We start from the raw sequence: 26,764 nt of genomic DNA on the forward strand, positions 1-26,764 counted from the left end.
CAGTATGTGATAGTGGCTTAACCTTTTTATTGAATAAATGATTTAAGCAACGTTATGCTTTATCGATGAAAATTTTTAACTTATTAAATTTAAAATAATTTTATGCTGAAACGGTATAGAATCCTGAATATTTTTAACAAGTATTTAGTAATTCTTAATAAAGAAGATAGCTCTTTTATTTATAACTAGTTAACAAATATAAGAAATTTAAAAATAAGTTAATAAAATAAAAAAACTTTATAATTATGTAAGTGTAAATAACTAGATGTTTTCCTACAGATTATTTTTGAGGAGGGGTAGGTTGTTCTGTAAGCTGATACTTACAGAACTGTAATAATTGAAACTAGCTAAATAATTTATGGCATTGTAGGCAGATCCAATCCCATATTCCACCAAAAAATCCTGTTTCTTCAACATTTTGCAAAGCAACAAGTGGCTGTTCACTAATTACTTTACCATCTAATAGGAACTGCATTTTACCTACGGCTGTACCTTTGGTTATTGGAGCATAAATATAATCATCAATTTTATATTCAACTTGCACATCTGCCGCACGACCTTTTGGTACTGTGATATAAGCGCCATTAGTTGCACCTAATTGAATTTTATTTTTATCACCATACCAAATCGTTTCTGTTGCTAATGGCGTATCAGCTTTTACAGGATTTGCAGTTTCAAAAAAGCGGAATCCCCATACTAATAGTTTTTTACTTTCTTCTTCACGCCCTTTAAAGGTTCGTCCACCTAGTACCGCTGAAATTAAACGGGTATTGCCATCAACCGCTGAAGCAACTAAGTTATAGCCAGCAGCATTGGTATGTCCTGTTTTAATTCCATCAACGTTTAATGTGGTATCCCAAAGTAGTCCATTTCGATTAAGTTGTGGTTTTGATAGGGTATAGGTAAATTCTTTTTGTTTATAAATAGAATATTCTTCTGGTAAATCACGAATCAATGCTTGCCCTAAAAAAGCCATGTCTTTAGCTGTTGTGTATTGCCCTGGCGCATCGAGCCCATGAACGGTTTCAAAATGGGTATGGTTTAGTCCAATTTTTTTTGCATAATCATTCATTAGGTTAACAAATGCACCTTGGCTTCCTGCAACATGTTCAGCCATTGCAATACAAGCATCGTTACCAGATTGGATGATAATACCTTTATTAAGATCAGATACTGATACTGTTTTACCCACTTCTAAAAACATCAATGATGACCCTTTTAAAACAGGGTTGCCCGTTGCCCATGCATCTTTACTTACTACAACCATATCATCATTTTTTATGCGTCCTGAGCGTAGTGCTTGACCAACCACATAACTGGTCATCATTTTGGTTAGGCTAGCTGGGTCACGCTGTTGTTCAGCATTATATTGTGCCAAAATTTCGCCTGATTTTGCATCGATTAAAATATAAGATTCAGCATCTAGTTGTGGAATAGCTGGGATAGGAAAAGCCATTTCAGCCGATGCTGATGAACAAATTGCAAGCGCAAACAAAGCAAAAGATAATTTAAATTTCTTTTTCATTTATTTCAATTCCGTTAAATATTTTTAGACAACATATATCGATGTGTGTGAATAGACATCATAATGCCAAAACTTGCCATTAATACGACTAAAGATGAGCCACCATAACTTATTAGAGGTAATGGTACACCAACTACTGGTAAGATTCCACTGACCATACCAATATTAATAAATGCATAAATAAAAAATACTAAAATTAGTCCACCCGATAAAATTCGTCCAAATGTTGTTTGTGCTTGAGCTGCAATAATAAGTCCACGCACAATTAAGCATAAAAATAGAATTAACAAAATAATCGAACCAATAAAACCAAACTCTTCAGCTATAACTGAAAAGATAAAATCGGTGTGTCGCTCTGGTAAAAATTCAAGTTGCGATTGCGTACCTTCAAGCCAGCCTTTGCCCCATATACCACCCGATCCAATTGCTGTTTTAGATTGAATAATATGATAACCAGCCCCATTTGGATCAAGCTCAGGATTTATTAGCATCAATACGCGTTTTTGTTGATAATCATGCATTAAAAAAAACCACATAATTGGTAAAAATATAGCAATTAAAATTAATGCAATAAGAATATAGCGCCAATTAATGCCTGCTAAAAAAATAATAAAAATTCCTGACATAATAATCAATATTGCTGTGCCTAGATCTGGTTGCATAGCAACAAGTAATGTAGGCACTCCAATTATACCAAGTGTTTGTAATGTGGTTTTTAATGGCGGTGGGCATCCATCACGATGAATGAACTTTGCAACCATTAATGGTACGGCTATTTTGGCTATTTCAGAAGGTTGAAATCGCAAAATACCTAAATCTAACCAGCGCTGTGCGCCTTTACTGGTATATCCAAAAATATCCACTAATAATAGGATGATAATGCAAACAACATACAGATATGGTGACCATTTTTCATAGGTTCTGGGCGAAAATTGTGCCAGCGCAATCATTACAGTATAGCCAAGTAATATTTGTATTACTCGCTTTTGCATCATATCAATATTTTGCCCACTAGCACTCCAAAGTATATAAAGACTATAACCTAGTAATAAAGTAATAAATAAAAAAAATAAGGGATCAATATGTATTTTTTGCCAAAAAGATTTTTTACTATTATTCATTATTAATCTTCAGCTCCTGTATTTGGTGATGGGTCATCTAGCTCTGTTGAGTTATTTCCAAGAAGATAAAAATCTAATATTTTACGAGCTACTGCACCGCCGTTTGAGCTTCCGCCACCGCCATTTTCTAAAACAATGGCTAAGGCAATTTTTGGATTATCGTAAGGAGCATAAGCAATAAATAACGCGTGATCGCGTAAATGTTCAGGGATCTTATGAGCGTTATAAACTTCATCTTGTTTTAAGCCATAAACTTGTGCGGTACCTGATTTGCCAGCCGCTTGATATTTTGCATCTGCATAAATTTTACGTGCCGTTCCTCGTGAACCAAACATGACACGATGCATACCTTCTTTAGCTAAATCCCAATAAATTGATTTAACATTAACTAAACTATTATCTTCTATGTATTTTTCAGGATTAATTGTTGGTTGATGTTCATCTGAATTTAAAATATCGCTCTTTTTATATAATAAAAAATGCGGAGTATAAGTTTTACCATTATTAATTAACGTGGTTAATGCTTTTGCTATTTGGATAGGTGTTGCTGTCCAATAACCTTGACCGATACCAACTGGTATAGTATCGCCTTGCAACCAAGATTTTTTATGGCGTTTGATTTTCCATTCACGACTAGGCATAACTGCTCGTGTTTCTTCGTTTGGTGAAATATCTATACCTGTTCGTTCACCATAACCAAATTTAGTCATCCACAAATTTAGGCGATCAATGCCCATATCATAAGCAACTTGATAAAAGTAGGTATCAACTGATTCTTCAATCGCCCTTAATACATCAACTCGGCCGTGTCCCCATTTTAACCAATCACGATAACGCCGTTCAGTACCAGGTAATTGCCACCAACCAGGATCATTAACCACACTTTTTGGTGTGATCACTCCTTCACTTAAGGCCGCAATGGAAATAAAAGGCTTAACTGTTGAAGCTGGTGGATAAGCACCTAATAAAGCTCGATTAAAAAGTGGCTTACTAGGATCTTTGAGTAATTCGCTATATTTAGTACTTGATATACCACCAACAAAAGCGTTGGAATCATAACTTGGACTAGAAACCAAGGATAAAATTTCACCATTATTAGGGTCAATAGCTACCACTGCCGCTTTACGTCCAGCCAGTAATTGCTCTATATAAAGCTGTAATTTTAGGTTAATAGATAAATAGATATCCTCACCTGCTTGTGGTGGATGTTGATTTAGCTGGCGTACAATTCTACCTCGGCTGTTAACTTCAACCTTTTCATAACCAGGGGTTCCGTGTAATACGTCTTCGTAGTACTTTTCTATTCCCATTTTACCAATATTAAAAGTTGCCACATAATCACTTGCTTTATTTTCATCTTCTAATCGCTGTTTATCTTGGCTATTAATTTTAGAGATATAGCCAAGAATATGGGTCAGTGATGATCCATAAGGATAATAACGATGCTGTATACCTACAATAGAAACAAACGGAAAACGATGTTGATCTACAACAAAACGAGCTATTTGTTTTTCGGTTAAATTATCTTTTAGCGGTACTGGACGATGAGCTCTATAATTGCGCCGTTCTTTTTGAAATGTTTCAATATCTTCATCTGTCAAATCAACAATCTTTTTTAATTGCTCAAATTGTTCATTGAGGTTTTTAGTTTTATCAGGAATAATATTTAATTGATATGTAATATTATTAATCGCTAATGGCGTACCATTACGATCATAAATCATGCCACGATTAGGTGGAATAGGAATAATTTCAATACGATTATCATTAGATTTAGTAGTGTAATAGCTATAATTCAAAATCTGTAAACCAGCTAAGTTTGCAATCAATATGATAATTAAAATAATAATGACAATAAAAGAAAACAGTGCTCGGCGTAAAAACAAATTTGCTTCCGCGGAATGATCTCGAATCTTAGTTTTCTTTTTTTTACTTGAGATAGAGATAATAGTACTCCTCTAAATACTTCTTTCTGTATGCTGCAACTTATGTTGCATATGTTGCTGTTCTTCCCATTTTTCGTAAGCATTAACAATTCTAGCAACTACTGGGTGGCGCACGACATCTTCACTATTAAAAAAATTAAAACTAATTTCATCAACTTGGCTTAATACTTCTATTGCATGACGTAACCCAGATTTTTGATTACGTGGTAAATCGATTTGAGTAATATCACCTGTTATTACCGCTTTCGAATTAAAGCCAATTCGAGTTAAAAACATTTTCATTTGTTCAATCGTTGTATTTTGGCTTTCATCAAGAATAATAAATGCATCATTTAATGTGCGTCCACGCATATAAGCGAGTGGCGCCACTTCAATCACACTTTTTTCAATTAGTTTTTCGACTTTTTCAAAACCTAACATTTCAAATAAAGCATCATAAAGTGGACGTAAGTAAGGATCCACTTTTTGGCTTAAATCACCTGGTAAAAAGCCAAGTTTTTCACCAGCTTCGACTGCTGGTCGAGTTAGTACAATACGACGAATTTGTTGTTTTTCGAGCGCATCAACGGCAGCTGCTACCGCTAAATAAGTTTTACCTGTTCCAGCAGGTCCTATACCAAAAGAAATGTCGTAATCCAAAACATGAGCTATGTATTGTGCTTGGTTCGCTGTTCGTGGTTTGATTATACCTCGCTTAGTTTTTATCATCACTAGCTTTCCGCCTTGATGATCAACATAACTAGGTAAGTGTTCACTCACTTTTTTAAGCGCACCTGTCTCTTTGATAGCTAAATGAATTTGTTCTGGTTCAATATCAATTATTTTGTCTTTGATTTTGGTTTGTTTATAAAGAGATTGTAAAATATCAATAGTCGCCCGAACACAAATATCATCGCCAGTTATTGAAAATAAATTACCTCGATGATTAATTTCAATACCAAACCGACGCTCTAACTGTTTTATATTGTCATTATAAGGACCACAAAGACTATTAAGCCGCTGATTATCAGCGGGCTCAAGTATGGTTTCTTGTGTTGTAATATTCAAAAATAAAACCTCTATTCAATTAATTTTAATTGCTGAGACGCTGTTCACATAAAGAACATTTTTCAACGCCTTTTATAAAATCCATTTTACATTGATGACAAGAAACTATATTTCCGTTAACAACATTATTTACTGCACTTGTTGATTGCTTTTCATCAAATCCTTGTGATTTCAATTTATTAACCAACATTGAAATAGGTGTTCCACTTTTTAACTCTTGTTCAACATATGAAGCTATTTGTTCTTCAAATGTTGGCGGTACATAGTCGAGCACATTTTCGTTATAATCGTTATTGCATTGATTACATTTTATATAACGACCTAAGGTAGAGTAACTAAAAATAGGAATAAAAAATAATGTAAAATATTTTGCTACTTTTATTTGTGTGTATTTCTGTTGTTTTTCGTCAGTAGTAATATTTTGTTGTGAGCAACAATTAGGACAATTAAATTGTCCACCACGTTCGTTGACTTCTCTTCCACGAGTACCAAAAATAATAAACATTTTTTCTTTCCTATTTTCTTATTTAATAACTTTTTAATTTCTATTTAAAATAAATAACTAAATATTTTACGTTTTGTTTTTATGGTTGATAAATACCAACACCTAAATCATTTTCCTTTCGGGTTCGAGATATAACTGACATTGGTGATTCACTTACGCGTAGATCCATTTCATCTTCAGTTCTAACTACTTTGCCACGCAATGAATTTGGATAAACATCAGTAATTTCAACGTCAACAAATTTACCAATCATTTCAGGGCGACCTTCAAAGTTAACAATTCTATTATTTTCAGTTCGGCCTGTTAATTCCATAAGATCTTTTTTGGATGGACCTTCAACCAAAATACGTTGCACGGTATTTAACATACGACGGCTAAATTGCATAGCTTGTTGGTTAATTCGCTCTTGAAGAATGTATAGTCTTTGTTTTTTTTCTTCTTCCGAAACATTATCTTCCATTTCAGCAGCTGGCGTACCTGGACGTGCTGAATAGACAAAACTGTAACTTAAATCAAAATTAACATCGGCAATTAACTTCATGGTTTGTTCAAAGTCTTCTTGTGTTTCACCTGGGAAACCAACAATAAAATCGGAGCTAATTTGAATATCTGGTCGTACTTTGCGTAGTTTTCGAATAATTGATTTATATTCAAGTGCAGTATGCGTACGTTTCATTAAGTTTAATACACGATCTGATCCACTTTGTACTGGTAAATGTAAAAAATTTACTAGTTCTGGTGTGTCACGATAAACATCAATAATATCATCTGTAAATTCGATTGGATGGCTAGTTGTAAAACGAATACGATCTATACCATCAATGGCTGCAACTAAGCGTAGTAATTCAGCAAAGGAACAAATATCACCATCGAATGTCGGTCCACGATATGCATTTACATTTTGACCTAATAGATTGACTTCACGTACACCTTGCTCAGCAAGCTGAGCTATTTCATAAATAACATCATCACAAGGTCGACTAACTTCTTCACCTCGAGTGTAAGGAACTACGCAATAAGTACAATATTTATTACATCCTTCCATAATTGAAACAAATGCGGTTGGGCCTTCACTACGAGGCTCTGGTAGGCGATCAAATTTTTCTATTTCAGGAAAACTTACATCAACCACATGATTACCTTTACCACTTCTAACTTGCTCAATCATTTCTGGTAATCGGTGAAAGGTCTGAGGTCCAAAAATAATATCCACAAATGGTGCTCGTTTGCGAATGTGGGCGCCTTCTTGTGAAGCAACACATCCCCCTACACCAATAATGATATTTGGGTTATTTTTTTTAAGGTTCTTCCAACGTCCTAATTGATGAAAGACTTTTTCTTGGGCTTTTTCTCGAATAGAGCAGGTATTGAGTAATAAAATATCTGCTTCTTCGGCATTTTCAGTTAAAGTTAAACCGTGGGTAGATTCAAGGAGATCTGCCATTTTTGTTGAGTCATACTCATTCATTTGACAGCCCCAAGTTTTGATATGTAGTTTTTTGCTCATCAATAACTCAGCTATAATTTAATTGTTAAAATGAAAACGGGTTTAAATCCGCGATTTTAGCGTGCTATATTGTAATCTTTTGTTATTATAGGGTCTATAACAAAATAAAAATGACAACTTAAAGCAAGGTTGTTTTTATTATTTAATTTGATAATCTTTTTTATTATAAAAATTGATTGATAATTTAGAACAGATATTTACAAAAATAACAGTCGATTATGATAATCATTCTTTTTAATATCCCTTTAGTTTATGCTATTATCTGCAGCTAATTTTGATAATAAATAAAGTTTTTAAGGTATGAAAAAAACATTTAGCCCAACAAAGCGCCTATTAATAAAAGGTATTATTGCTACATGTTTGTTATCCGTCACTCGTGTAGGCTTTGCCGCAGCAATGGCGCAAGTTATTGCTGTGCGTGTTTGGCCTTCATCAACTTATACAAGAATTACTTTAGAATCAAATATTAGCTTAAAATATAAGCACTTTTTATTAAGTAATCCTAATAGGATCGCTATTGATATTAACAATGTTAATCTAAATCCAATTTTAAAAAATATCTCATCAAAAGTATTAAAACACGACCCTTATATTAAATCTATACGCGTTGTTCAACGAGATCCAAAGACAGTAAGAATTTTGATCGAATTAAAACAAGGTGTTCAACCGAATACTTTTACCTTATCGCCGATAGCAAAATTCAAACATCGTTTAGTTATGGATCTTTATCCATCTAAACCAGCTTCAAGCACTGATGATGACCCTTTACTTGCACTTTTAGAAGAATATAAAAAAGGTGATCTCAATAAAAAGCAATCTGGTATAAAAACACCAACCAATAAGAGTAAAAATGCTCCCGTTATTGTTGTGATTGATCCTGGACACGGTGGAGAAGATCCTGGCGCTATTGGTTACAATAAAACACGTGAAAAAGATATTGTTTTGCAAATTGCACGTCGTACTTATAATTTACTTAAGAAAGAACCGAATATAAAAGTCTACATGACCCGTAATGAAGATGTTTTTATCCCATTAAAAGTACGAGTTGCTAAAGCTCGTTCACTCCATGCAGATCTATTTATTTCTATTCATGCAGATGCTTTTGCTAATCGTTCTGTCGGTGGTTCATCGGTTTTTGCATTATCAACAGGTGGAGCAAGTAGTTCTGCAGCCAGTTATTTGGCCCAAACTCAAAATGAAGCAGATCAAATAGGCGGTGTTAGCCGTAGTGGTGATAAATATTTAGATAATACCATTTTAGATTTGGTTCAAAAAACAACATTAAATAATGGGGTATTACTTGGTAATGCTATTTTGAATCGAATGAAAAGAGTCAATAAGTTACATAAACCATCACTTGAAAAAGCAGGTTTTGCGGTGTTAAAAGCACCCGATATTCCATCTGTTTTAGTCGAAACAGCCTTTATTAGTAATATTACTGAAGAAAAAAAATTAAAGACTGTTTCATTCCAAAATCAAGTGTCTAAATCAATTGTTGATGGTATTAAAGATTATTTGAAAAAACGTAAAGCTTAAAATTTATTGAATAATAATTAGACATCTTTCTGCATCTAATCCTGGAATAGTTAACTTAACATTTTCTTTAAGCGTAAAACCTAATGGAATAGGATCGATCTCACTTCCTTTTAAAGCATAGAAAAATCCTTTCTGATCTGGCAAATGTTTACACCAACTAAGCATGTCTTGCAATGAAGCAAATGCTCGGCTAATAACTCCATCAAACTTTTTATCGTTATACACTTCTATTCGGCTTTGTATTGGGTTTATATTAGTTAGCTTTAATTCAAACTGAACTTGTTTTAAAAATCGAATACGCTTACCTAAACTATCCACTAAATCAAATTGTTTATCTGGGTTAATTATTGCTAGTGGAACACCTGGTAAACCAGGACCAGTTCCAACATCAATAAAAGTTTTGCCAGTTAAATAGGGCGATACAACTAAACTATCCATGATATGTTTGATTAACATTTCATTAGGATCTCGTATAGCTGTTAAGTTGTAAGTCTTATTCCATTTGTTGAGCATTTCAACATAATGGATCAATTGATCTATTTGTGATTCTGAGATAAAAAGATCGGTTTGATCTATTAGATTAATGAGTTTCTTTTTTAACATAATTTTTCTTTTTTAAATAAACTAGTAACATTGAAATCGCAGCAGGAGTAATTCCTGATATACGCGAAGCTTGTCCTATTGAAATAGGTTTATGTTGTTTTAATTTAGCCACAACTTCGTTCGATAAACCCGATATTTCAGCATAATCAATATGCTCAGGAATAAGCGTTTCTTCATTGCGTTTTTGACGTTCAATTTCTTCTATTTGCAGTTTTATATATCCATCATATTTAACTTGAATTTCAACCTGTTCCGCAGCCTGTGCATCAGACAATCCAGGAGCAAATAATGAAAGCGATTTCAATATGTTATAACTCATTTCAGGTCGCTTAAGTAGCTCTTCTCCATTGGCTTCTTTAGTCAAATTAGCACTTAATACGGCATTTACTTCGTCAATGCTTTCAATATGAGGATGTACCCATATATCACGTAATCTTGCTCTTTCTTGTTCAATAGCTTCAAATTTTTCGTTAAAACGTTGCCAGCGATAATCATCAACCATACCTAGCTTGCGACCAAGCTCGGTTAAGCGAATATCAGCATTGTCTTCACGTAACATTAAACGATATTCAGCACGCGAGGTAAACATGCGATAAGGTTCGTTAGTACCAAGAGTACAAAGATCATCAACTAATACCCCTAAATAGGCTTGATCACGGCTTGGATACCATTGATCTTGATCATATGCAAAACGTGCTGCATTTAAACCAGCAAGCATTCCTTGAGCTGCGGCTTCTTCATAGCCAGTTGTTCCGTTGATCTGTCCTGCTAAAAAGAGACCTTTAATAACTTTACTTTCAAGTGTTGGTTTAAGATCCCTTGGATCAAAATAATCATATTCGATCGCATAACCTGGTCTGACAATATTAGCATTTTCTAATCCTTTCATACTGCGTACAAATGCTAATTGTGTATCAAATGGTAAACTTGTTGAGATCCCGTTTGGATATATTTCGTTGCTATCTAATCCTTCAGGTTCTAAATAGATCTGATGAGAATTACGATCCGCAAAACGCATAATTTTGTCTTCAATAGATGGGCAGTATCTTGGACCAACTCCTTCTATAACACCTGTATACATGGGACTACGATCTAAACTATTTCGGATTATCTCGTGCGTTGTTTCGTTAGTGCTTGTTATATAGCAAGGAATTTGTTTAGGATGTTCGTTTGCATTACCTAAAAATGAGAATACAGGAGCAGGATCATCACCATATTGTGTACCTAATTTTGAAAAATCAATTGTTCTAGCATCAATTCGTGGTGGTGTGCCAGTTTTTAATCGTCCCATTCTAAATGGATATTGATGAAGTGATTTTGATAAGCCGATCGAAGCAGGATCGCCTGTACGTCCACCACTATAATTATTAAGTCCTATATGGATCTTTCCGTCTAAAAAGGTACCTGTTGTTAATACGACTGTTTTAGCTTTAAAGCATACTCCCATTTGGGTTTTTACACCTAGGATCTGATCGTTTTCGATGATCACATCTTCAACAGATTGTTGAAAGAGCATTAAATTTTCTTGATTTTCAAGTGTAGTTCGGATCACTTTGCAATATAGCGATCGATCTGCTTGTGCTCTTGTAGCCCTAACTGCAGGTCCTTTACTGCTATTTAAGATCCTAAATTGGATCCCAGCATGATCGATAGCGTGTGCCATTAAGCCACCCATTGCATCAATTTCTTTTACTAAATGACCTTTGCCTATACCACCAATGGCAGGATTACAAGACATTTGTCCTAATGTATTGATATTATGGGTTAAAAGTAGTGTTTTTCGCCCCATTCTTGCTGATGCCATTGCTGCTTCTGTTCCTGCATGACCGCCACCAACAATGATGACATCAAAAAGATCTGGATAAAACATAAAAAGCCTCGTATTTGTTTTGTGTATAGATGATCGCTAATTTAGATCGGGAGATTTGATTTATTCAGGGTAGGAGATTTTACTCATCTTTTTTGTTACGTCAAATGATCTATTAGGATCGCGGTCTAAATAAAATAAGATCTTTTAGATGATCTTTTTATTTTTATTATTATTAGATCGGATCCTTTTTGTTGATAACTCTTTTTTGTGATTATTTTATAGGATCTTATCGATCTGTCTATTCTGTTAATTGATCGGATCTTTTTTTGTTTTAACTTGTGTATAACTATTCTTTTTATCCACAACTGTTTTCTATTTCTAAGTTGTTAGTGCGATCATAACAGCTTGTTATCCTAATTTTTAACAGAGTTATCCACAAAAATTAAGTTTGATTGCTTAAATTTTAACTTTTTGTTGTTTTTATTTTAAACAACGATTTTTGATCGTTTTATTGTTTTTTGTTTTATTTTTTTATTAACTGTTATCTGTTTGTCTTTTTGTATAAAAGTGATTGATTTTTATAAAAGCAAATTTATACTTAATATGATTTTATTTGTATTGTGAGGTTACTTTATTACTCTTTCACAGTTACCTTTGCCTTTTCCGTTATCTAATAATGAAACTTTTGATAGTTTTTATGTAGGTAATAATCGGTTGTTGTTTGATTCATTGCAAACCTTGTTAGATAAAGAGGGGTTTAATGTCTTTTATATATGGGCGGCTAGCGTTGCAGGCCGAACTCACCTTTTACATGCGTCAAGCCAAAATAAATTAGCTAGTTATATTCCATTAAAACAGCATTACCATTTGGTACCTGAAATTTTACAGGGATTAGAAAATTATGATTTAGTCTGTTTAGATGATATTGATGCAATAGCAGGTCATAGGGATTGGGAAGAGGCTATTTTCGATTTATTTAATCGTTTGACAGAAAAAAATGTGAGTAAATTATTGATAACTGCAAATGCTCCACCTAAACAAATTTCTTTTATATTGCCTGATTTAGTTTCTAGATTATCTTGGGGGCAGGTTTATCAATTAAAAGAACTTAGCGATGATGACAAGCTTAAAGCTTTGCAATTGAGAGCGCAATTAAGTGGATTTGAACTATCAACAGATGTTGGGTTATTTTTATTAAAACGTGTTAATCGCGATATGCGTACATTATTTTCTTTATTAGAAAAGTTTGAAGTAGCAACGTTAGCACAACAACGAAAGCTAACTATTCCTTTTATTAAAAATATTTTGGATTTGTAATATGAGTCATAAACCTGAAGCTATTGTTTTTTTTGATTTAGATGGGACATTGTTTAATAGTCAAATTGATGTATTGTCCAGTTCCCTTAATGCTATAAAAAAATTAAAACATAATAATATTATTCCAGTGATAGCAACTGGTCGAACACCTTGTGAAGTTGCTGATTTAATGCAAAAGACTCAAATTGACTCAATTATTGGTATGAATGGGCAAGTAGTTTTATACAAAGGCGAAAAGGTTTTTACTAATAATATTGATAAAGATGTGATAATGAGAATACATCAGTATTCTAAGCAAAAAACGAATATTCCTTTATCTTTTTATAATGATGAAATGATGTGTATATCTGAGTATAGTCAACCAGCCGAGAAGTTTTATCATTATCTTAAGCAACCAGTTCCTCCTGTTGATGATCAGGTTTATTTAAAATTACCTATTCAGATGCTTTTATTACTTTGTGAATCTGGAGAAGATCTTTATCGAGATGTTTTTCCTGAACTAACCTTTATTCGTAATACCCCTTACTGTGTTGATGTTTTTAATCATGGTGGCTCTAAAGGTTATGGTATTACTCAGTTATTAAAAAATAAAGGGTTCACTGATGTGTCTACTTATGCATTTGGTGATGGTATGAATGATTTTGAAATGTTCCTAACCGTTGATCATCCTATTGCTATGGGTAATGCAGTTGATGAATTAAAAGCAAAAGCCGAGTTTGTTACAGATACTAATAATAATGATGGTATTGCTAAAGCGTTACAAAAATTTGGGTTGATTTGATCGATATTTATATATTTTTTAGTTTATTGATAAATAACTCCCAAACACACAGCTTGACTTGCGCCAGTTACCTCGGGAATATTTGATGGGATATTATTGATTCGACAATAAGCAAGCCAAGCAAAGGCTATTGCCTCCATATCGTCTCCATTTATACCTTTTGTATCGGTTGTTAATACTGACCATGATGGTAATAATGCTGATAATCTTTGCATAATAAGTGGATTTTTAGCACCTCCGCCACAGACTAAAAGTTCGCAAGGTAATGTTTTTAATATAGATAATTTTTTGATTTCATTTGCAATTGATAAAGAGGTTAATTCAACGAGCGTTGCTTGAATATCTTCTGCTTTAAAATCCGTCCCTATTAATTTTTTATGTAACCATGGTAAATTAAATAACTCTCTACCTGTACTTTTAGGTGCTGGTATTTTGAAATAATCTTCATCAAATAATTTATTCAATAAGTCTTGATTAACTTTTCCTGTTTTTGCCCACAGTCCATTTTTATCATAGCTTTTACCTAGGTTTTGATTTATCCAGCAATCAAGCAGTACGTTTCCTGGACCTGTATCGTAACCAATAACAGTATGGTTAGGAATTAATACTGAAATGTTACTAATTCCTCCTATATTCAATACTACACGATTAATTTGTGGATCTTGTAGCACCGCTTTATGAAAAGCGGGGACTAGTGGTGCTCCTTGCCCTCCATAAGCCATATCTTTTCGACGAAAATCAGCTATGGTGGTTATGCCTGTTTTTGCTGCGATAATATTGGCATCGCCAATTTGTTGGGTAAATGGGTTTTTACCGTTTGGTGCATGGTAAATAGTTTGCCCGTGGCAACCAATTGCTTTTATTTGTTGTTTATCAATTTTATTGTCTTTTAAAAATTGATTGATACTATCAGCAAATAATTCACCAAGTTGATGATCTAATTCACCCAAATTTTGTAATGTGGTTTGCTTTGTTTCACATAATGTTAATAATTGCTGCTTTAAGTTGGTGGGCATTGGGTAGCAACTACTAGCTATTGATGTGACATTTTTTGCGGTAATATTAATTATAGCAATATCAATTCCATCCATGCTGGTTCCCGACATTACACCAATATATAAATTTTGCATATATCTATCCTTGTCGAATAATGTTACCTGTTTGAATATTTCTGATTTGAGATGGCTGTAATCTATTACCTGTTTGTCCTTGTAATATTGGAAAATTTTCACCAAATTGGCTAGCGACATCACTTGCTGTTTTACAAGGTGGATAATTCGATAAATTAGCACTGGTTGAAACTATTGGTTTGCCATAAAGATCGCATAGTTTACAAACTAAGGGGTGATTGGTGACTCGTACTGCTATGGTGTCGAATTTACCAGTCAAAAAATAAGGTGTTTTTGTATTTTTAGGAAAAACCCAAGTAACAGGGCCTGGCCAGCTAGTAAGTGCTAACTGTTTTTGTTCATTAGTAATAGCTAATTCATCTATATAAGGGATCAGTTGTTGGTAATGGCTGGCAATTAAAATTAAGCCTTTATCTACTGAACGCTGTTTTAGTTGTAACAGTTTTAATACGGCTGATTCACAATCAGGATCACACCCTAGACCGAAAACAGCCTCGGTAGGGTAAGCAATCACTTCACCATTTTTTAAATAATTATTGATTTCCGATAGCGTTAATAAATTAGCCATAAATTTGAATACGAGCTGAGTACAATTGAGATTTATATTAAACTTAGGTTTTAGGTTTTGCAAATTTGCATGATTCATGCTTTTTAAAACTGGGTAGTTTTAGCATTATGCCCTATGGTCATTCCCAGTTCATTTGTGGAAAATGGTTAGTTGTAAGTTCAACAACTTGTTGCATATTGATAATTTTAAGCCTTGAATCAATAATTTTGCTTATTCCTCGGGCTTCTATATCGCTGTTGATGACGTAACAGTGTTTAGTTTTTTTTATAATATTATTTAATAATGGATTATTTTGTATAGCCAGAATAACGCCATTTTGCCAGAACAATACAACATCTTGAGCTGATATTAATTGTGGATTTATGGCTGATTGGTTTGCTGTTGATATAGTATGTAGCATTATTTTCACTTTTTATACTGAAACGTATAGTTACCTGAAACTTTTTTACAAAATCAAGCTCATTTTGGTTAGTACATCTTTGATGTTATTAGTATATAATAAGAACTATTTATTGAGCAAAGAATTCATCATGAAACCAGTTATTTTAAGCAATGAGCAACAAACGATTTTGTTTGGTAGTAAACTTGCCAAACTATGTTTAAACTATTTGTCCAAGCATGATGATACAATTATTATCTATTTAATAGGTGATCTAGGTGCAGGTAAAACAACTTTTAGTCGTGGTTTTTTGCAACAATTAGGTCATGTAGGTAACGTAAAAAGTCCAACTTATACATTAGTTGAACCCTATCAATTTGATGATTTTTCAGTTTACCATTTTGATTTATATCGGCTTTGCGATCCAGAAGAATTAGAGTATATGGGGATTCGTGAATATTTTTCTTCGCGATCAATTTGTTTGATTGAGTGGCCACAGCAAGCAAATGGGATCTTGCCAAGCGCGGATCTTGAAATTCATTTGACTTATTTGGCGCTTGAACGTACTGCTTGCGTTCAGGCAATAAGCGAAAAAGGCAGCGAGATTATTAATCTATCATAATTGAAATAAACAATATAAAGACAATGAAAAAACTATTCACTTTTTTTATCTTATTACTGCTTTGTAGTTCTGCCTATGCAGCTAAAGTTGTGATTGCCGTTGATGCAGGGCATGGTGGTAAAGATTCCGGCGCAATAGGGAAAAATAAGTTATATGAAAAAACAGTTACGCTTTCTATTGCTAAAAAACTTACCAATTTATTAAATAAAGATCCTAATTTTAAAGGGGTGTTAACCCGTAGCAGTGATAATTTTATTTCTGTTTCACAACGCTCTGAAATCGCTAGAAAAAATAAAGCTAATTTGTTAGTTTCAGTTCACGCCGATGCTGCACCAAATCGGAATGCAACTGGTGCTTCGATCTGGGTATTGTCAACTAAGCGAGCTGACACAGAACTTGGTCGTTGGCTTGAACAAGATGAAAAACAGTCACAATTACTTGGTGGGGCAGGTGATGCGCTTAGCGATGATCATGATCCTCATTTAAGTCAAGCCGTATTAGATCTGCAATTTTCTTATTCTCAACGAGTGGGATATGAGTTAGCAAAACAAGTATTAAAAGAAATGAAAGGGATAACAAAGTTACATAAATCTGCTCCAGAACATGCAAGCTTAGGGGTATTACGTTCACCAGATATCCCATCGATTTTAGTTGAAGTTGGTTTTATCTCTAACGAAGGTGAAGAACGCTTACTAAGTAGTAATGCTCATCAAGATAAGATTGCTAAAGCTATCTATCAAGGTATAAAAAATTACGTTAAACAAAATCCAAAATTTGGAGAACAGCATTAATGGCAATTAATATTCTTTCTCCTCAATTAGCAAATCAAATTGCTGCTGGTGAGGTGGTAGAACGTCCAGCATCAGTCATTAAAGAGTTGGTTGAAAATAGCCTTGATGCGGGAAGTACTCAAATTGATATTGATCTTGAGCAAGGCGGCTGTAAATTAATTCGTATTAGAGATAATGGTTGCGGTATTGCTAAAGATGAATTAGCACTGGCGCTTGCTCGTTATGCGACAAGTAAAATCAGCAAGTTAGATGATTTAGATTCTATTATTAGCCTTGGATTTCGTGGTGAGGCGCTGGCGAGTATAAGTTCAGTTGCAAGATTGACATTAACTTCACGCACAGCAGAACAAACTGAAGCTTGGCAAGTTTATGCTGAAGGGCGAGATATGGAACCGGTGATTAAACCTGCTGCACATCCTGTTGGCTCGACTGTTGAAGTACTTGATTTGTTTTACAATACGCCTGCAAGACGCCGTTTTTTAAAAACAGAAAAAACTGAATTTATGCATATTGAGGAATTCGTTCGGCGTATTGCGCTAGCACGTCCTGATGTTACTTTTAATTTGCAGCATAATAGTAAACTTGTTAAGCAGTACCGTTCATCTACCCTTGAAAAAAGGGTAGAATTGGTATGTGGGCGAGTATTTATGCAAAAAGCAGTCAAATTAGATTGGCAACATGATGATTTGTTCATTCAAGGTTGGGTAACAAGTAGTGAAGTTAGTAATTTGCAATATTTTTATGTTAATGGTCGAGTTATCAAAGATAAATTACTTAATCATGCATTGCGACAAGCCTATATAAGACGTGCGAATGAACAACAAAGTTATGTGGTGTTTTTACAAATAGATCCAAAACAAGTTGATGTTAATGTTCACCCTGCTAAACATGAAGTCCGTTTTCATGAGGCAAGATTGGTTCATGATTTCGTTTATCAAGCTATAGTTATGGCTCTTGAATCGGATTTATCTGTAACAGATGAAAAAGTAACAATAACACCTAATCGGCAAGCAGCTGGAGAAAATATCTTTAATCAACAGACGATTTCTAAGCCTTATCAAGCTAGTAACCAATTACCTAAAAAACCTAGTAATTATGCTAAAGAAAATGCTTTGTATGGTCAGTTAGTTAGCGTTGAATCTTCTTCTCAAAATATTGTACAACTTGAGCCAGAAAAGCCATTTTTATCGGTAGAAGAAAATGAAATAACTGAACCACAAAAAGCGGTTATTGAATCATTATTTCCTAAACGAAATTTACCATTGCAATCATTACAACAGCAGCTTGATAATTCATTATTAGTGACATTTGGACGGGTGTTAACTATTATTCAACCTGATATTGCATTGCTTGAAAAAAATGAAGATAATCAACAAAAATTAATGTTGATGAAGTTGCCTATTGCTCAACAAAAATTCGTTGCGATTAAATTATTGTCACAAGATTCTGAAAAATTGCTTATCCCATTAACAATTTTAATTAATAATAAGGAGCAGAAAGTCCTTTCTTCTTATCAGCCGCAACTAAATTTTTTAGGTTTTGATTTTTATATTGATAAAGCGAAGCTGTATTTGCAAAATGTTCCTAAAATGTTGCGTACTATCAATTGGCAACAATTATTGCCCGCTTTAATTGCTTTTATTTCTGATTCAAAAAATGAAGTTTTATATCCAACGCAAATAGCGGCTTGGTTAGCTAATCAGTATTATGATAGTGTTACGATGAACTGGAGTGTAGTAAAAGCCATTCAGTTACTAGCTCAATTAGAACAAGTGGATATTAATCTGTTACAACAAGATTCATTTTTATACCCAATTGACATGCAATCTTTAACTCAATCGATTTATCATGAATAAACCAAAAATTATTTCGTTAATGGGGCCAACAGCATCTGGTAAAACGGCATTTGCTATGGCGCTTTATGATCGTTATCCTATTGATATTATTAGCGTCGATTCAGCTCTAATTTATCGTGGTATGGACATTGGTACTGCAAAACCGACTAAAGAAGAGCAACAAAAGTATCCACATAAATTGATTGATATTTGTGATCCTGCAAAAAGTTATTCGGCAGCTAATTTTAGACATGATGCCATTGTGGAAATTGAAAAAACCCTAAAAAAAGGGCGAATTCCATTATTAGTTGGTGGGACAATGCTCTATTTTAAGGCTTTAATTGAAGGGCTTTCACCGCTTCCTGCTGCTGATAGCGTAATTCGTAAGCAAATAGAGGAAAAAGCTAATAAATTAGGTTGGCAAGCGATTCACGAAGAGCTAAAAAAGATCGATCCAATTTCAGCTGAACGAATTCATCCTAACGATCCTCAGCGGCTTAATCGTGCTTTAGAGGTTTATTTAATTTCAGGCAAAAGTCTAACTGAACTTACACAAGAAAGTGGCGAAACATTACCATACGATATTATGCAATTTGCTATTATGCCGCAAGATCGTTCGCAATTACATGAACGTATTGAACAACGCTTTTTACAGATGTTGGATCAAGGATTTGAAAATGAAGTCAGAGCACTTATGCAGCGATCGGATTTACATTTAAATTTACCTTCTATGCGTTGTGTTGGATATCGTCAAATGTGGGAGTATTTAAATGGTAATACAAGTTATGATGAAATGGTTTTTAAAGGAATCTGCGCTACTCGTCAATTAGCTAAACGACAAATAACATGGCTTCGTGGTTGGAAACAACCTATTACGTGGTTAAACAATGATAATATGGATTCAATATTCCGAAACATATTTTAAGTGATAATTTTTATAGTGGTTTAATAATATACAATTGTAAATTTTTTTGTAGGTAAAGTTATGTATATTAGTGTCAGTATTTAGTATTTTTTTTACCTTTTTAGTTTAAATTTTTTAAAATTTTAGTTATTTGTGCATTAATTATAGTTGATTGGTTTAAGAGAAGCTTTTTTTATGTTATTTTGGTAGATACTAAAGATGTATCTGAAATAGTATGTAAAATACATTAATTATTTATAAATGTATTTATTTTATCTTAATATAATTATTTTTAAAGGATAAACTCATGTCAAAAGGGCAGTCATTACAAGATCCTTATTTAAATTTGCTTCGTAGAGAGCATATTCCTGTCTCAATCTATTTAGTTAATGGTATTAAGTTACAAGGACAAATTGAATCATTTGATCAATTTGTGATTTTGTTAAAAAATACTGTAAGCCAAATGGTATATAAACATGCTATCTCGACAGTCGTACCATCTAGACCTATTTCTGGATTGGTATCTCAATCCGAAGAGGAAAGCGAAAGCTGAATTTCAGTGGAGAATCTGATTGTTTGAGAGATATAAAGGCGGTGAATCTGCCTTATTAGTCCATGTATTCTTCCCTCAAGAGAGCAATATCGAGGATCTTAAAGAGTTTGAAATTTTGGTTTCTTCGGCTCAAATAGATATTCTCGATATTGTAACAACCTCAAGAAAAGTACCTCAAACCAAATATTTTGTAGGTGAAGGTAAAGCTCAAGAAATAGCAGAAAAAGTTAAACAGCTTAATGCTTCTGTTATTTTAGTAAATCATTCTTTAACTCCCTCCCAAGAACGTAATCTAGAGCAATTATGCAAATGTCGTGTTGTTGATAGAACAGGATTGATTCTTGATATTTTTGCTCAAAGAGCCAGAACACATGAAGGTAAATTACAGGTTGAATTAGCACAGTTACAACATCTTTCGACTCGTTTAGTTCGAGGTTGGACGCATTTAGAACGTCAAAAAGGTGGGATAGGTTTACGTGGTCCAGGTGAAACTCAATTAGAAACTGATAGAAGGTTGATTCGTCAACGGATTCAATTAATTTTATCAAGACTTGCTAAAGTTGAAAAACAGCGAAATCAAAATCGTCAATCACGAAATAAAGCAGATCTATCAACAGTCTCTTTTGTTGGCTACACGAATGCAGGTAAATCAACATTATTTAATGCGTTAACAAATGCTGATGTATATGCTGCTAATCAGTTATTTGCTACACTCGATCCAACGCTTCGTCGAGTTATTGTTGATGATGTCGGTGAAGTTGTTTTAGCTGACACAGTTGGTTTTATTCGCCATTTGCCACATGATTTAATTGCGGCTTTTAAAGCAACGTTATTAGAAACTCAACAAGCTGCATTGTTATTACATGTTGTTGATGCAGCAGATCCTAATTTATTAGATAATATGCATGCTGTTGATGAAGTTTTGCACGAAATTGATGCGCACGAAATTCCAACATTACTTGTTATGAATAAAATCGACTTGATAGAAGGCAAACAACCAAGTATTGATAGAGATGAAAACGGTATACCAATTCGTGTTTGGATTTCAGCGCAAAATAGTTTAGGATTAGATCAATTATTTATCGCTTTAAAAGAAAGGCTAGCTAAGCAAATACAAGTTTGCCACTTAAACTTACCTGCTTATTTAGCAAGATTAAGAAGTCGTTTATATCAGTTAAATGCGGTAGAAAATGAATTTATTAATGAGGATGGTAGTTTTCATCTAGATGTGAGAATTCCCTCTATAGAATGGAATCGCCTCTGTAAACAAGAACCAGATCTGTTATACTTGATCAATAAGCAAAATAACAACTAATTATCAAATGGAGCATATACAATATGGCGTGGAATCAGCCCGGCAATAACGGACAAGATAACGACCCATGGGGGAATAATAAAAAAAAGCCAACTAATCATTCATCTGATGGTTTATTTGATAAAGTTAAAAAATTATTAAAAAAAAATAATTTCGGTAATAATAATGGTTCCTCTGGAATTAAATTGCCGATGAGTACAACTAAAATTATCATATCTATAATTGCTTTACTTGTTGTAGTTTGGGCAGGAAGTGGATTTTATACCATTAACCAAAATCAACGTGGTGTAATTACTCGCTTCGGTCAAGTTCAATCTGAAATCATTCAACCAGGACTAAATTGGAAGCCAACTTTAATCGATAAAGTGTATATTGTTGATACACAGGGTATTCGAAATTTCAACGAAAAGGGGCTTATTGTTACAGCTGGTGAAAATTTGGTTTTTGTTGATATAAATGTGCAATATAGTGTCAGCGATCCTTTAAAATATTTATTTAATGTCACTAATGTAGAAGATAGTTTGCGCCAAGCTGCCGATAGCGCCCTTAGAACGGTGGTGGCAAGTTCAAATATTGATGCGATAATTTCTGATGAACGTTCAGCTCTAGAACGTAGCACTAAAGATGAGTTAGTTAATATCATTAGTCCCTATGATATGGGTATTAATATTGTTAATTTGAATTTTCAAGTTGCTCGTCTACCAGATGAAGTGAAAGGTACTGACAATAGAACGCTTCATTCTCAAGACGATAGTGAGCGAGAAATTAAACAAGCTGAAGCTGATAAGGTGCAAAAAATTCAGCAGGCTGAAGAGCGTTCAGCAGGAATTTTAGCTGATGCTAATGCTTATAAGATTAGAGTAGAACTTGAAGCTGCAGGTGATGTGGCCAGTTTTGAAAAAATCTTACCACAATATAAAGTAGCACCAGAAATTACTAAAGAACATTTATATATTGAAACTATGGAAAGAGTATTAACCAAAACCAATAAGATTATAGTGAATGATAAAAATGGAAATTTGATGGTGTTACCGTTAGAAGCACTATTAAAAAATAAGAGTGAAAAAAATTCTCAAACAATGACGTTATCAAACCAAAATAGTGAATATAATTCCAATATGCTCAGCTCGTCTGAAACAGTAAAAGAACAGCCTAAATCAAAGCTGGAATTATCAAAAGAAAATAACACTAATAACACTAATAACACTAATAACACTAATAACACTAATAACACTAATAACACTAATAACACTAATAACACCATTAAAGTTGGCGAGACTACGCGGACTCCACGGTTTATGGGAAGATAAGGAGAAAAGCATGCGCAAATTATTGGTTCCTATAGTATTAATTTTGATTGGTGTGTTTTTTTCTAGCGCTTATGTTATTGAAGAAGGTACTCGTGGAATAGTTTTACGGTTTAATAAAATTATAGGATTATCTGAACCTGGATTACATTTTAAATTTCCAGGAATGGATAATGTAAAAATTGTTGATGCTAAAATAAAAACAATAAATAGTCCTAATAATGCCGGTCAAGAACAAAAATTTAGAACACGTGAAAATAAAGATTTAGTTGTTGATTATTTTGTACAATGGAAGATTATTGATTTTAATAGATATTATGAAACTATTGCTGCTGGTAATAGTATCGAGAACTTGTTGCTTGCTCGATCAAATGGTTGTTTAAGAACAGAAATTGAAAAATTAAATATCATTGATGTTGTTAATGATACGAATAATAACTCTCATAATTCTATAGTAACCCGTGTAAAAGATATTTTAAATAGCACGGTTAAAGAATTGGATAAAAGTAATTCGATTGAAAATCAAGCTAATAAAGATGAAAAAGCTTTAGAGGTTAATCAAGCGAGTATGAGACCTTTCGGTATTGAAGTTATTGATGTTCGCTTAAAGAAAGTTAATTTTCCTCAAGAAATGTCTAATTCTATTTATGAGAAAATGAAAGCAGAACGAAATAATGTGTTCCAAAATCAACATTTTCAAGGTGTTAAAAGAGCTGATGAAATACGAGCAGAGGCTACACTCGAAGTAACCAAAATATTATCTGAAGCTGAACGTCAATCTCGCTCTATTCGTGGTGAAGGTGATGCGAATGCAATCAAACTTTATGCTGATGCCTTTGGTAAAGATATAGAGTTTTTTAGCTTTATACGGAGGCTAAAAACTTATGAACGAAGCTTTACAGATAATGATATTGTAGTTATTAGCCCTGATAGTGAATTTTTTAAATATATGAAATTAAAATCTGATAATTAACAAAATGAGTAAATAGTCTATGAGTAATAATGTTGTTGTGTTAGGTACACAATGGGGTGATGAAGGAAAAGGTAAAGTTGTTGATTTACTTACGGAAAAAGCAAAGTATGTTGTTCGCTATCAAGGAGGGCATAATGCAGGTCATACATTAGTTATTAATGGTGAAAAAACAGTATTACACTTAATTCCATCAGGAATTTTACGTAATGATGTTATTAGCATTATTGCTAATGGTGTAGTGCTTTGTCCTGATGCTTTGATGAAAGAGATGAAAGAGTTAGAAAATAGTGGTATTCCTGTTAGGGAAAGACTCCTTATCTCTGAATCATGTCCTCTAATTTTGCCTTACCATATTGCATTAGATCAAGCTCGAGAAAAAGCTCGTGGCAATAAAGCTATTGGAACAACAGGGCGTGGTATTGGTCCTGCTTATGAGGATAAAGTTGCTCGCCGTGGACTTCGAGTTGGTGATTTACGTGATCGTCAAGCTTTTGCTGAAAAACTAAAAGATGTGATGGAATATCATAATTTCCAATTAGTCAATTATTACAAAACCGAAGCAGTAGATTATCAAAAAGTTTTAGATGCTACATTAGCTATAGCTGATATTTTAGTTGCTATGATTGCCGATATTCCTGCGCTTTTAGAAGATGCACGAAGAAAAGGTGAAAGAATTATGTTCGAAGGTGCACAAGGTACATTACTTGATATCGATCATGGTACTTATCCTTTTGTAACTTCTTCTAATACTACTGCTGGTGGTGTGGCAACGGGATCTGGTTTTGGTCCGCGTTATGTTGGCTATGTGTTAGGTATTGTTAAAGCTTACTCTACGCGTGTTGGTGCAGGCCCATTCCCTACAGAGCTATTTGATGAAGTTGGTGAGTATCTTTGTAAACAAGGTAATGAATTTGGTGCAACAACAGGTCGTCGCCGTCGTACTGGATGGCTTGATGCAGTTGCTGTGCGTAAAGCGGTACAACTTAATTCTGTTTCAGGATTTTGTTTAACTAAGCTTGATGTGTTAGATGGGCTGAAAGAAGTAAAAATTTGTGTCGGTTACCAATTACCAAATGGTGATGTTATCAAAAATGCTCCAGCTGCCGCTGAAGAGTGGAGCTTAGTTAAACCTGTTTATGAAACTATGCCAGGTTGGAGCGAATCAACTTTTGGTATTAAAAGCTATGATGCACTGCCACAAGCAGCAAAAGCTTATATCAAAAGAATTGAAGAGTTAACCGAAACACCAATTGATATTATTTCAACAGGTCCGGATCGCAATGAAACCATGATTTTACGTGATCCTTATCAAGCTTAATATTGATTAAAAAATCGGGATAATTTTCCCGATTTTTTATTTCTTGAGATATAACGATTAACTGTGTATGAGGGAATTATGGCTAAATTAGGTACTCCTTTATCACCGACTGCAACAAAAGTATTACTTTGTGGTGCAGGAGAGTTAGCTAAAGAAGTGGCGATTGAATTACAACGTTTTGGCTGTGAAGTTATTGCAGTTGATCGCTATGCTAATGCGCCAGCAATGCAAGTAGCTCATCGGTATCATACTGTTAATATGCTTGATGGGGATGCTCTAAGAAAAGTCATTGAAATGGAAAATCCCGATTATATTGTTCCAGAAATTGAAGCTATTGTCACATCTACATTGGTTGAGTTGGAAAAAGAAGGATTTACTGTTATTCCAACAGCAAAAGCAACGCAATTAACAATGAATCGTGAGGGGATTCGCCGTCTTGCTGCAGAAGAATTAAAACTACCCACTTCACCTTATCGTTTCGCCGAAAACGAATTTGAATATGAACAAATGGTAAAAGAAATAGGTTTTCCATGTTTGGTTAAGCCAGTTATGAGCTCTTCGGGTAAAGGTCAATCTTTATTGCGTAGTGAAGCAGATATTAAATCTTCATGGATATATGCTCAAGAGGGAGGGCGCTCTGGTGGGGGTAAAGTAATCATAGAAGGTTTTGTTGATTTTGATTACGAGATTACTTTGCTGACTGTTCGGCATATTAACGGAGTTTCATTCTGCGAACCAATTGGCCATCGTCAAGAAAAAGGTGATTATCGAGAATCTTGGCAACCTCAGCAGATGCCTGAAAAAGCATTGAAACAAGCGAAAAATATTGCAACTAAAATAACAGAAGCATTAGGTGGACGAGGGGTATTTGGTGTTGAATTATTTGTTAAAGGGGAGCAAGTATGGTTTAGTGAAGTATCACCTCGCCCCCATGATACCGGTATGGTGACATTAATTTCACAAAACCTATCTGAGTTTGCATTACATGCTAGGGCAATATTAGGATTGCCAATTCCAATTATAGAACAATATGGTGCCTGTGCATCATCTGTCTTATTAATAGAAGGTAATTCCAAACAAATAACTTTTGCTAATATTGATAAAGCATTAAGCGAACCGCAAACTGATTTACGTTTATTTGGTAAACCAGAAGTAAAAGGAACAAGAAGAATGGGAGTTGCGTTAGCTAGAGCATCGACAGTTAAAGAGGCTACTAATAAAGCTATTAATGTGACAAAACAACTAAAAATAACCCTATAATGCCTAAATTTGTGTAAAAAGCAGTCATTCAACACAAAAAAATAAAAATTTCTAAAATAGGGGTTGACGTTCACATGTGAAGTGAGTAACATACGCAACCCTTGAGACAGC

General features: G+C 33.9%; 23 protein-coding genes and 1 pseudogene. 13 read left to right on the forward strand and 11 right to left on the reverse strand.

Going from position 1 to position 26,764, the window contains the following annotated elements; genetic code table 11:
- Positions 1-343: 343 nt before the first annotated feature.
- The 6 genes from B9N71_RS00970 to miaB form a co-directional block, all read right to left on the reverse strand.
- Positions 344-1,525, reverse strand: coding sequence for a serine hydrolase (locus B9N71_RS00970; protein WP_085163801.1), 1,182 nt, complete (start codon positions 1,523-1,525; stop codon positions 344-346).
- A 14-nt stretch (positions 1,526-1,539) separates the two neighbouring features.
- Positions 1,540-2,646 carry a peptidoglycan glycosyltransferase MrdB gene (gene mrdB, locus B9N71_RS00975; RefSeq protein ID WP_085163802.1) on the reverse strand — a complete coding sequence of 369 codons (1,107 nt, stop codon included), beginning with the start codon at positions 2,644-2,646 and terminating at the stop codon, positions 1,540-1,542.
- 2 nt (positions 2,647-2,648) lie between these two features.
- Positions 2,649-4,586 carry a penicillin-binding protein 2 gene (gene mrdA, locus B9N71_RS00980; protein ID WP_085163803.1) on the reverse strand — a complete coding sequence of 646 codons (1,938 nt, stop codon included), beginning with the start codon at positions 4,584-4,586 and terminating at the stop codon, positions 2,649-2,651.
- Between the two features lie 18 nt (positions 4,587-4,604).
- Positions 4,605-5,639: a PhoH family protein gene (locus tag B9N71_RS00985; protein WP_085163804.1), complete on the reverse strand. Its 1,035-nt coding sequence runs from the start codon at positions 5,637-5,639 to the stop codon at positions 4,605-4,607.
- Between the two features lie 25 nt (positions 5,640-5,664).
- Complete coding sequence (locus B9N71_RS00990) at positions 5,665-6,144, reverse strand: zinc ribbon domain-containing protein (RefSeq protein WP_085163805.1); 480 nt, start codon at positions 6,142-6,144, stop codon at positions 5,665-5,667.
- Positions 6,145-6,223: 79 nt separating this feature from the next.
- Entirely contained in the window at positions 6,224-7,651 is a 1,428-nt protein-coding gene (gene miaB / locus B9N71_RS00995) for a tRNA (N6-isopentenyl adenosine(37)-C2)-methylthiotransferase MiaB (RefSeq protein WP_065590779.1), read from the reverse strand.
- 300 nt (positions 7,652-7,951) lie between these two features.
- Here miaB and B9N71_RS01000 point away from each other — a divergent pair, with 300 nt between their 5' ends.
- Positions 7,952-9,187, forward strand: a complete 1,236-nt coding sequence (locus tag B9N71_RS01000; RefSeq protein ID WP_085163806.1) for an N-acetylmuramoyl-L-alanine amidase — start codon at positions 7,952-7,954, stop codon at positions 9,185-9,187.
- A gap of 3 nt (positions 9,188-9,190) precedes the next feature.
- Here the strand turns inward: B9N71_RS01000 and rsmG are convergent, their stop codons facing one another.
- Positions 9,191-9,790, reverse strand: a complete 600-nt coding sequence (gene rsmG / locus B9N71_RS01005; protein ID WP_085163807.1) for a 16S rRNA (guanine(527)-N(7))-methyltransferase RsmG — start codon at positions 9,788-9,790, stop codon at positions 9,191-9,193.
- Positions 9,768-11,660 (reverse strand): tRNA uridine-5-carboxymethylaminomethyl(34) synthesis enzyme MnmG, encoded by a 1,893-nt coding sequence (gene mnmG / locus B9N71_RS01010; RefSeq protein ID WP_085163808.1) that lies wholly within the window; start codon positions 11,658-11,660, stop codon positions 9,768-9,770. The genes rsmG and mnmG overlap by 23 nt, the downstream gene beginning before the upstream one ends.
- A 573-nt stretch (positions 11,661-12,233) precedes the next feature.
- Here mnmG and hda point away from each other — a divergent pair.
- Entirely contained in the window at positions 12,234-12,917 is a 684-nt protein-coding gene (hda, locus tag B9N71_RS01015) for a DnaA inactivator Hda (RefSeq protein ID WP_081300165.1), read from the forward strand.
- A gap of 1 nt (position 12,918) precedes the next feature.
- Entirely contained in the window at positions 12,919-13,698 is a 780-nt protein-coding gene (locus tag B9N71_RS01020; protein WP_085163809.1) for a Cof-type HAD-IIB family hydrolase, read from the forward strand.
- A gap of 23 nt (positions 13,699-13,721) precedes the next feature.
- Here the strand turns inward: B9N71_RS01020 and B9N71_RS01025 are convergent, their stop codons facing one another.
- From B9N71_RS01025 to tusB, 3 genes are all read right to left on the reverse strand, one after another.
- A complete protein-coding gene (locus B9N71_RS01025) occupies positions 13,722-14,828 on the reverse strand; it encodes an anhydro-N-acetylmuramic acid kinase (protein WP_085163810.1) in 1,107 nt (368 codons plus the stop codon).
- A gap of 4 nt (positions 14,829-14,832) precedes the next feature.
- Complete coding sequence (gene tsaC / locus B9N71_RS01030) at positions 14,833-15,396, reverse strand: L-threonylcarbamoyladenylate synthase type 1 TsaC (protein WP_065590796.1); 564 nt, start codon at positions 15,394-15,396, stop codon at positions 14,833-14,835.
- A 118-nt stretch (positions 15,397-15,514) separates the two neighbouring features.
- On the reverse strand, positions 15,515-15,796 hold the full coding sequence (gene tusB, locus B9N71_RS01035; protein WP_065590785.1) for a sulfurtransferase complex subunit TusB: 282 nt from the start codon (positions 15,794-15,796) through the stop codon (positions 15,515-15,517).
- Between the two features lie 127 nt (positions 15,797-15,923).
- Between tusB and tsaE the strand changes: the two genes are divergently transcribed.
- The 10 genes and pseudogenes from tsaE (at position 15,924) to purT (ending at position 26,653) form a co-directional block, all read left to right on the forward strand.
- The gene (tsaE, locus tag B9N71_RS01040) at positions 15,924-16,397 is read left to right on the forward strand and encodes a tRNA (adenosine(37)-N6)-threonylcarbamoyltransferase complex ATPase subunit type 1 TsaE (RefSeq protein WP_065590797.1); all 474 of its coding nucleotides are present in this window, start codon (positions 15,924-15,926) and stop codon (positions 16,395-16,397) included.
- A gap of 65 nt (positions 16,398-16,462) precedes the next feature.
- Positions 16,463-17,167: pseudogene (locus B9N71_RS01045) on the forward strand (N-acetylmuramoyl-L-alanine amidase); the annotation flags it as partial.
- 20 nt (positions 17,168-17,187) lie between these two features.
- Positions 17,188-19,044: a DNA mismatch repair endonuclease MutL gene (mutL, locus tag B9N71_RS01050; RefSeq protein ID WP_085163812.1), complete on the forward strand. Its 1,857-nt coding sequence runs from the start codon at positions 17,188-17,190 to the stop codon at positions 19,042-19,044.
- A complete protein-coding gene (miaA, locus tag B9N71_RS01055; protein ID WP_034911914.1) occupies positions 19,037-19,948 on the forward strand; it encodes a tRNA (adenosine(37)-N6)-dimethylallyltransferase MiaA in 912 nt (303 codons plus the stop codon). The genes mutL and miaA overlap by 8 nt, the downstream gene beginning before the upstream one ends.
- A gap of 286 nt (positions 19,949-20,234) precedes the next feature.
- Positions 20,235-20,480, forward strand: a complete 246-nt coding sequence (gene hfq, locus B9N71_RS01060) for an RNA chaperone Hfq (protein WP_065590789.1) — start codon at positions 20,235-20,237, stop codon at positions 20,478-20,480.
- A gap of 19 nt (positions 20,481-20,499) precedes the next feature.
- Positions 20,500-21,795 carry a ribosome rescue GTPase HflX gene (gene hflX / locus B9N71_RS01065; protein WP_085163813.1) on the forward strand — a complete coding sequence of 432 codons (1,296 nt, stop codon included), beginning with the start codon at positions 20,500-20,502 and terminating at the stop codon, positions 21,793-21,795.
- A 23-nt stretch (positions 21,796-21,818) separates the two neighbouring features.
- Positions 21,819-23,105: an FtsH protease activity modulator HflK gene (hflK, locus tag B9N71_RS01070; RefSeq protein ID WP_085163814.1), complete on the forward strand. Its 1,287-nt coding sequence runs from the start codon at positions 21,819-21,821 to the stop codon at positions 23,103-23,105.
- 10 nt (positions 23,106-23,115) lie between these two features.
- Positions 23,116-24,075 carry a protease modulator HflC gene (hflC, locus tag B9N71_RS01075; protein ID WP_065626567.1) on the forward strand — a complete coding sequence of 320 codons (960 nt, stop codon included), beginning with the start codon at positions 23,116-23,118 and terminating at the stop codon, positions 24,073-24,075.
- Between the two features lie 19 nt (positions 24,076-24,094).
- The gene (locus B9N71_RS01080) at positions 24,095-25,393 is read left to right on the forward strand and encodes an adenylosuccinate synthase (protein WP_085163815.1); all 1,299 of its coding nucleotides are present in this window, start codon (positions 24,095-24,097) and stop codon (positions 25,391-25,393) included.
- Positions 25,394-25,471: 78 nt separating this feature from the next.
- Entirely contained in the window at positions 25,472-26,653 is a 1,182-nt protein-coding gene (gene purT, locus B9N71_RS01085; RefSeq protein ID WP_085163816.1) for a formate-dependent phosphoribosylglycinamide formyltransferase, read from the forward strand.
- Positions 26,654-26,764: the final 111 nt, after the last annotated feature.

The organism is Gilliamella bombi, assembly GCF_900103255.1.
Classification (GTDB): Bacteria; Pseudomonadota; Gammaproteobacteria; order Enterobacterales; family Orbaceae; genus Gilliamella; species Gilliamella bombi.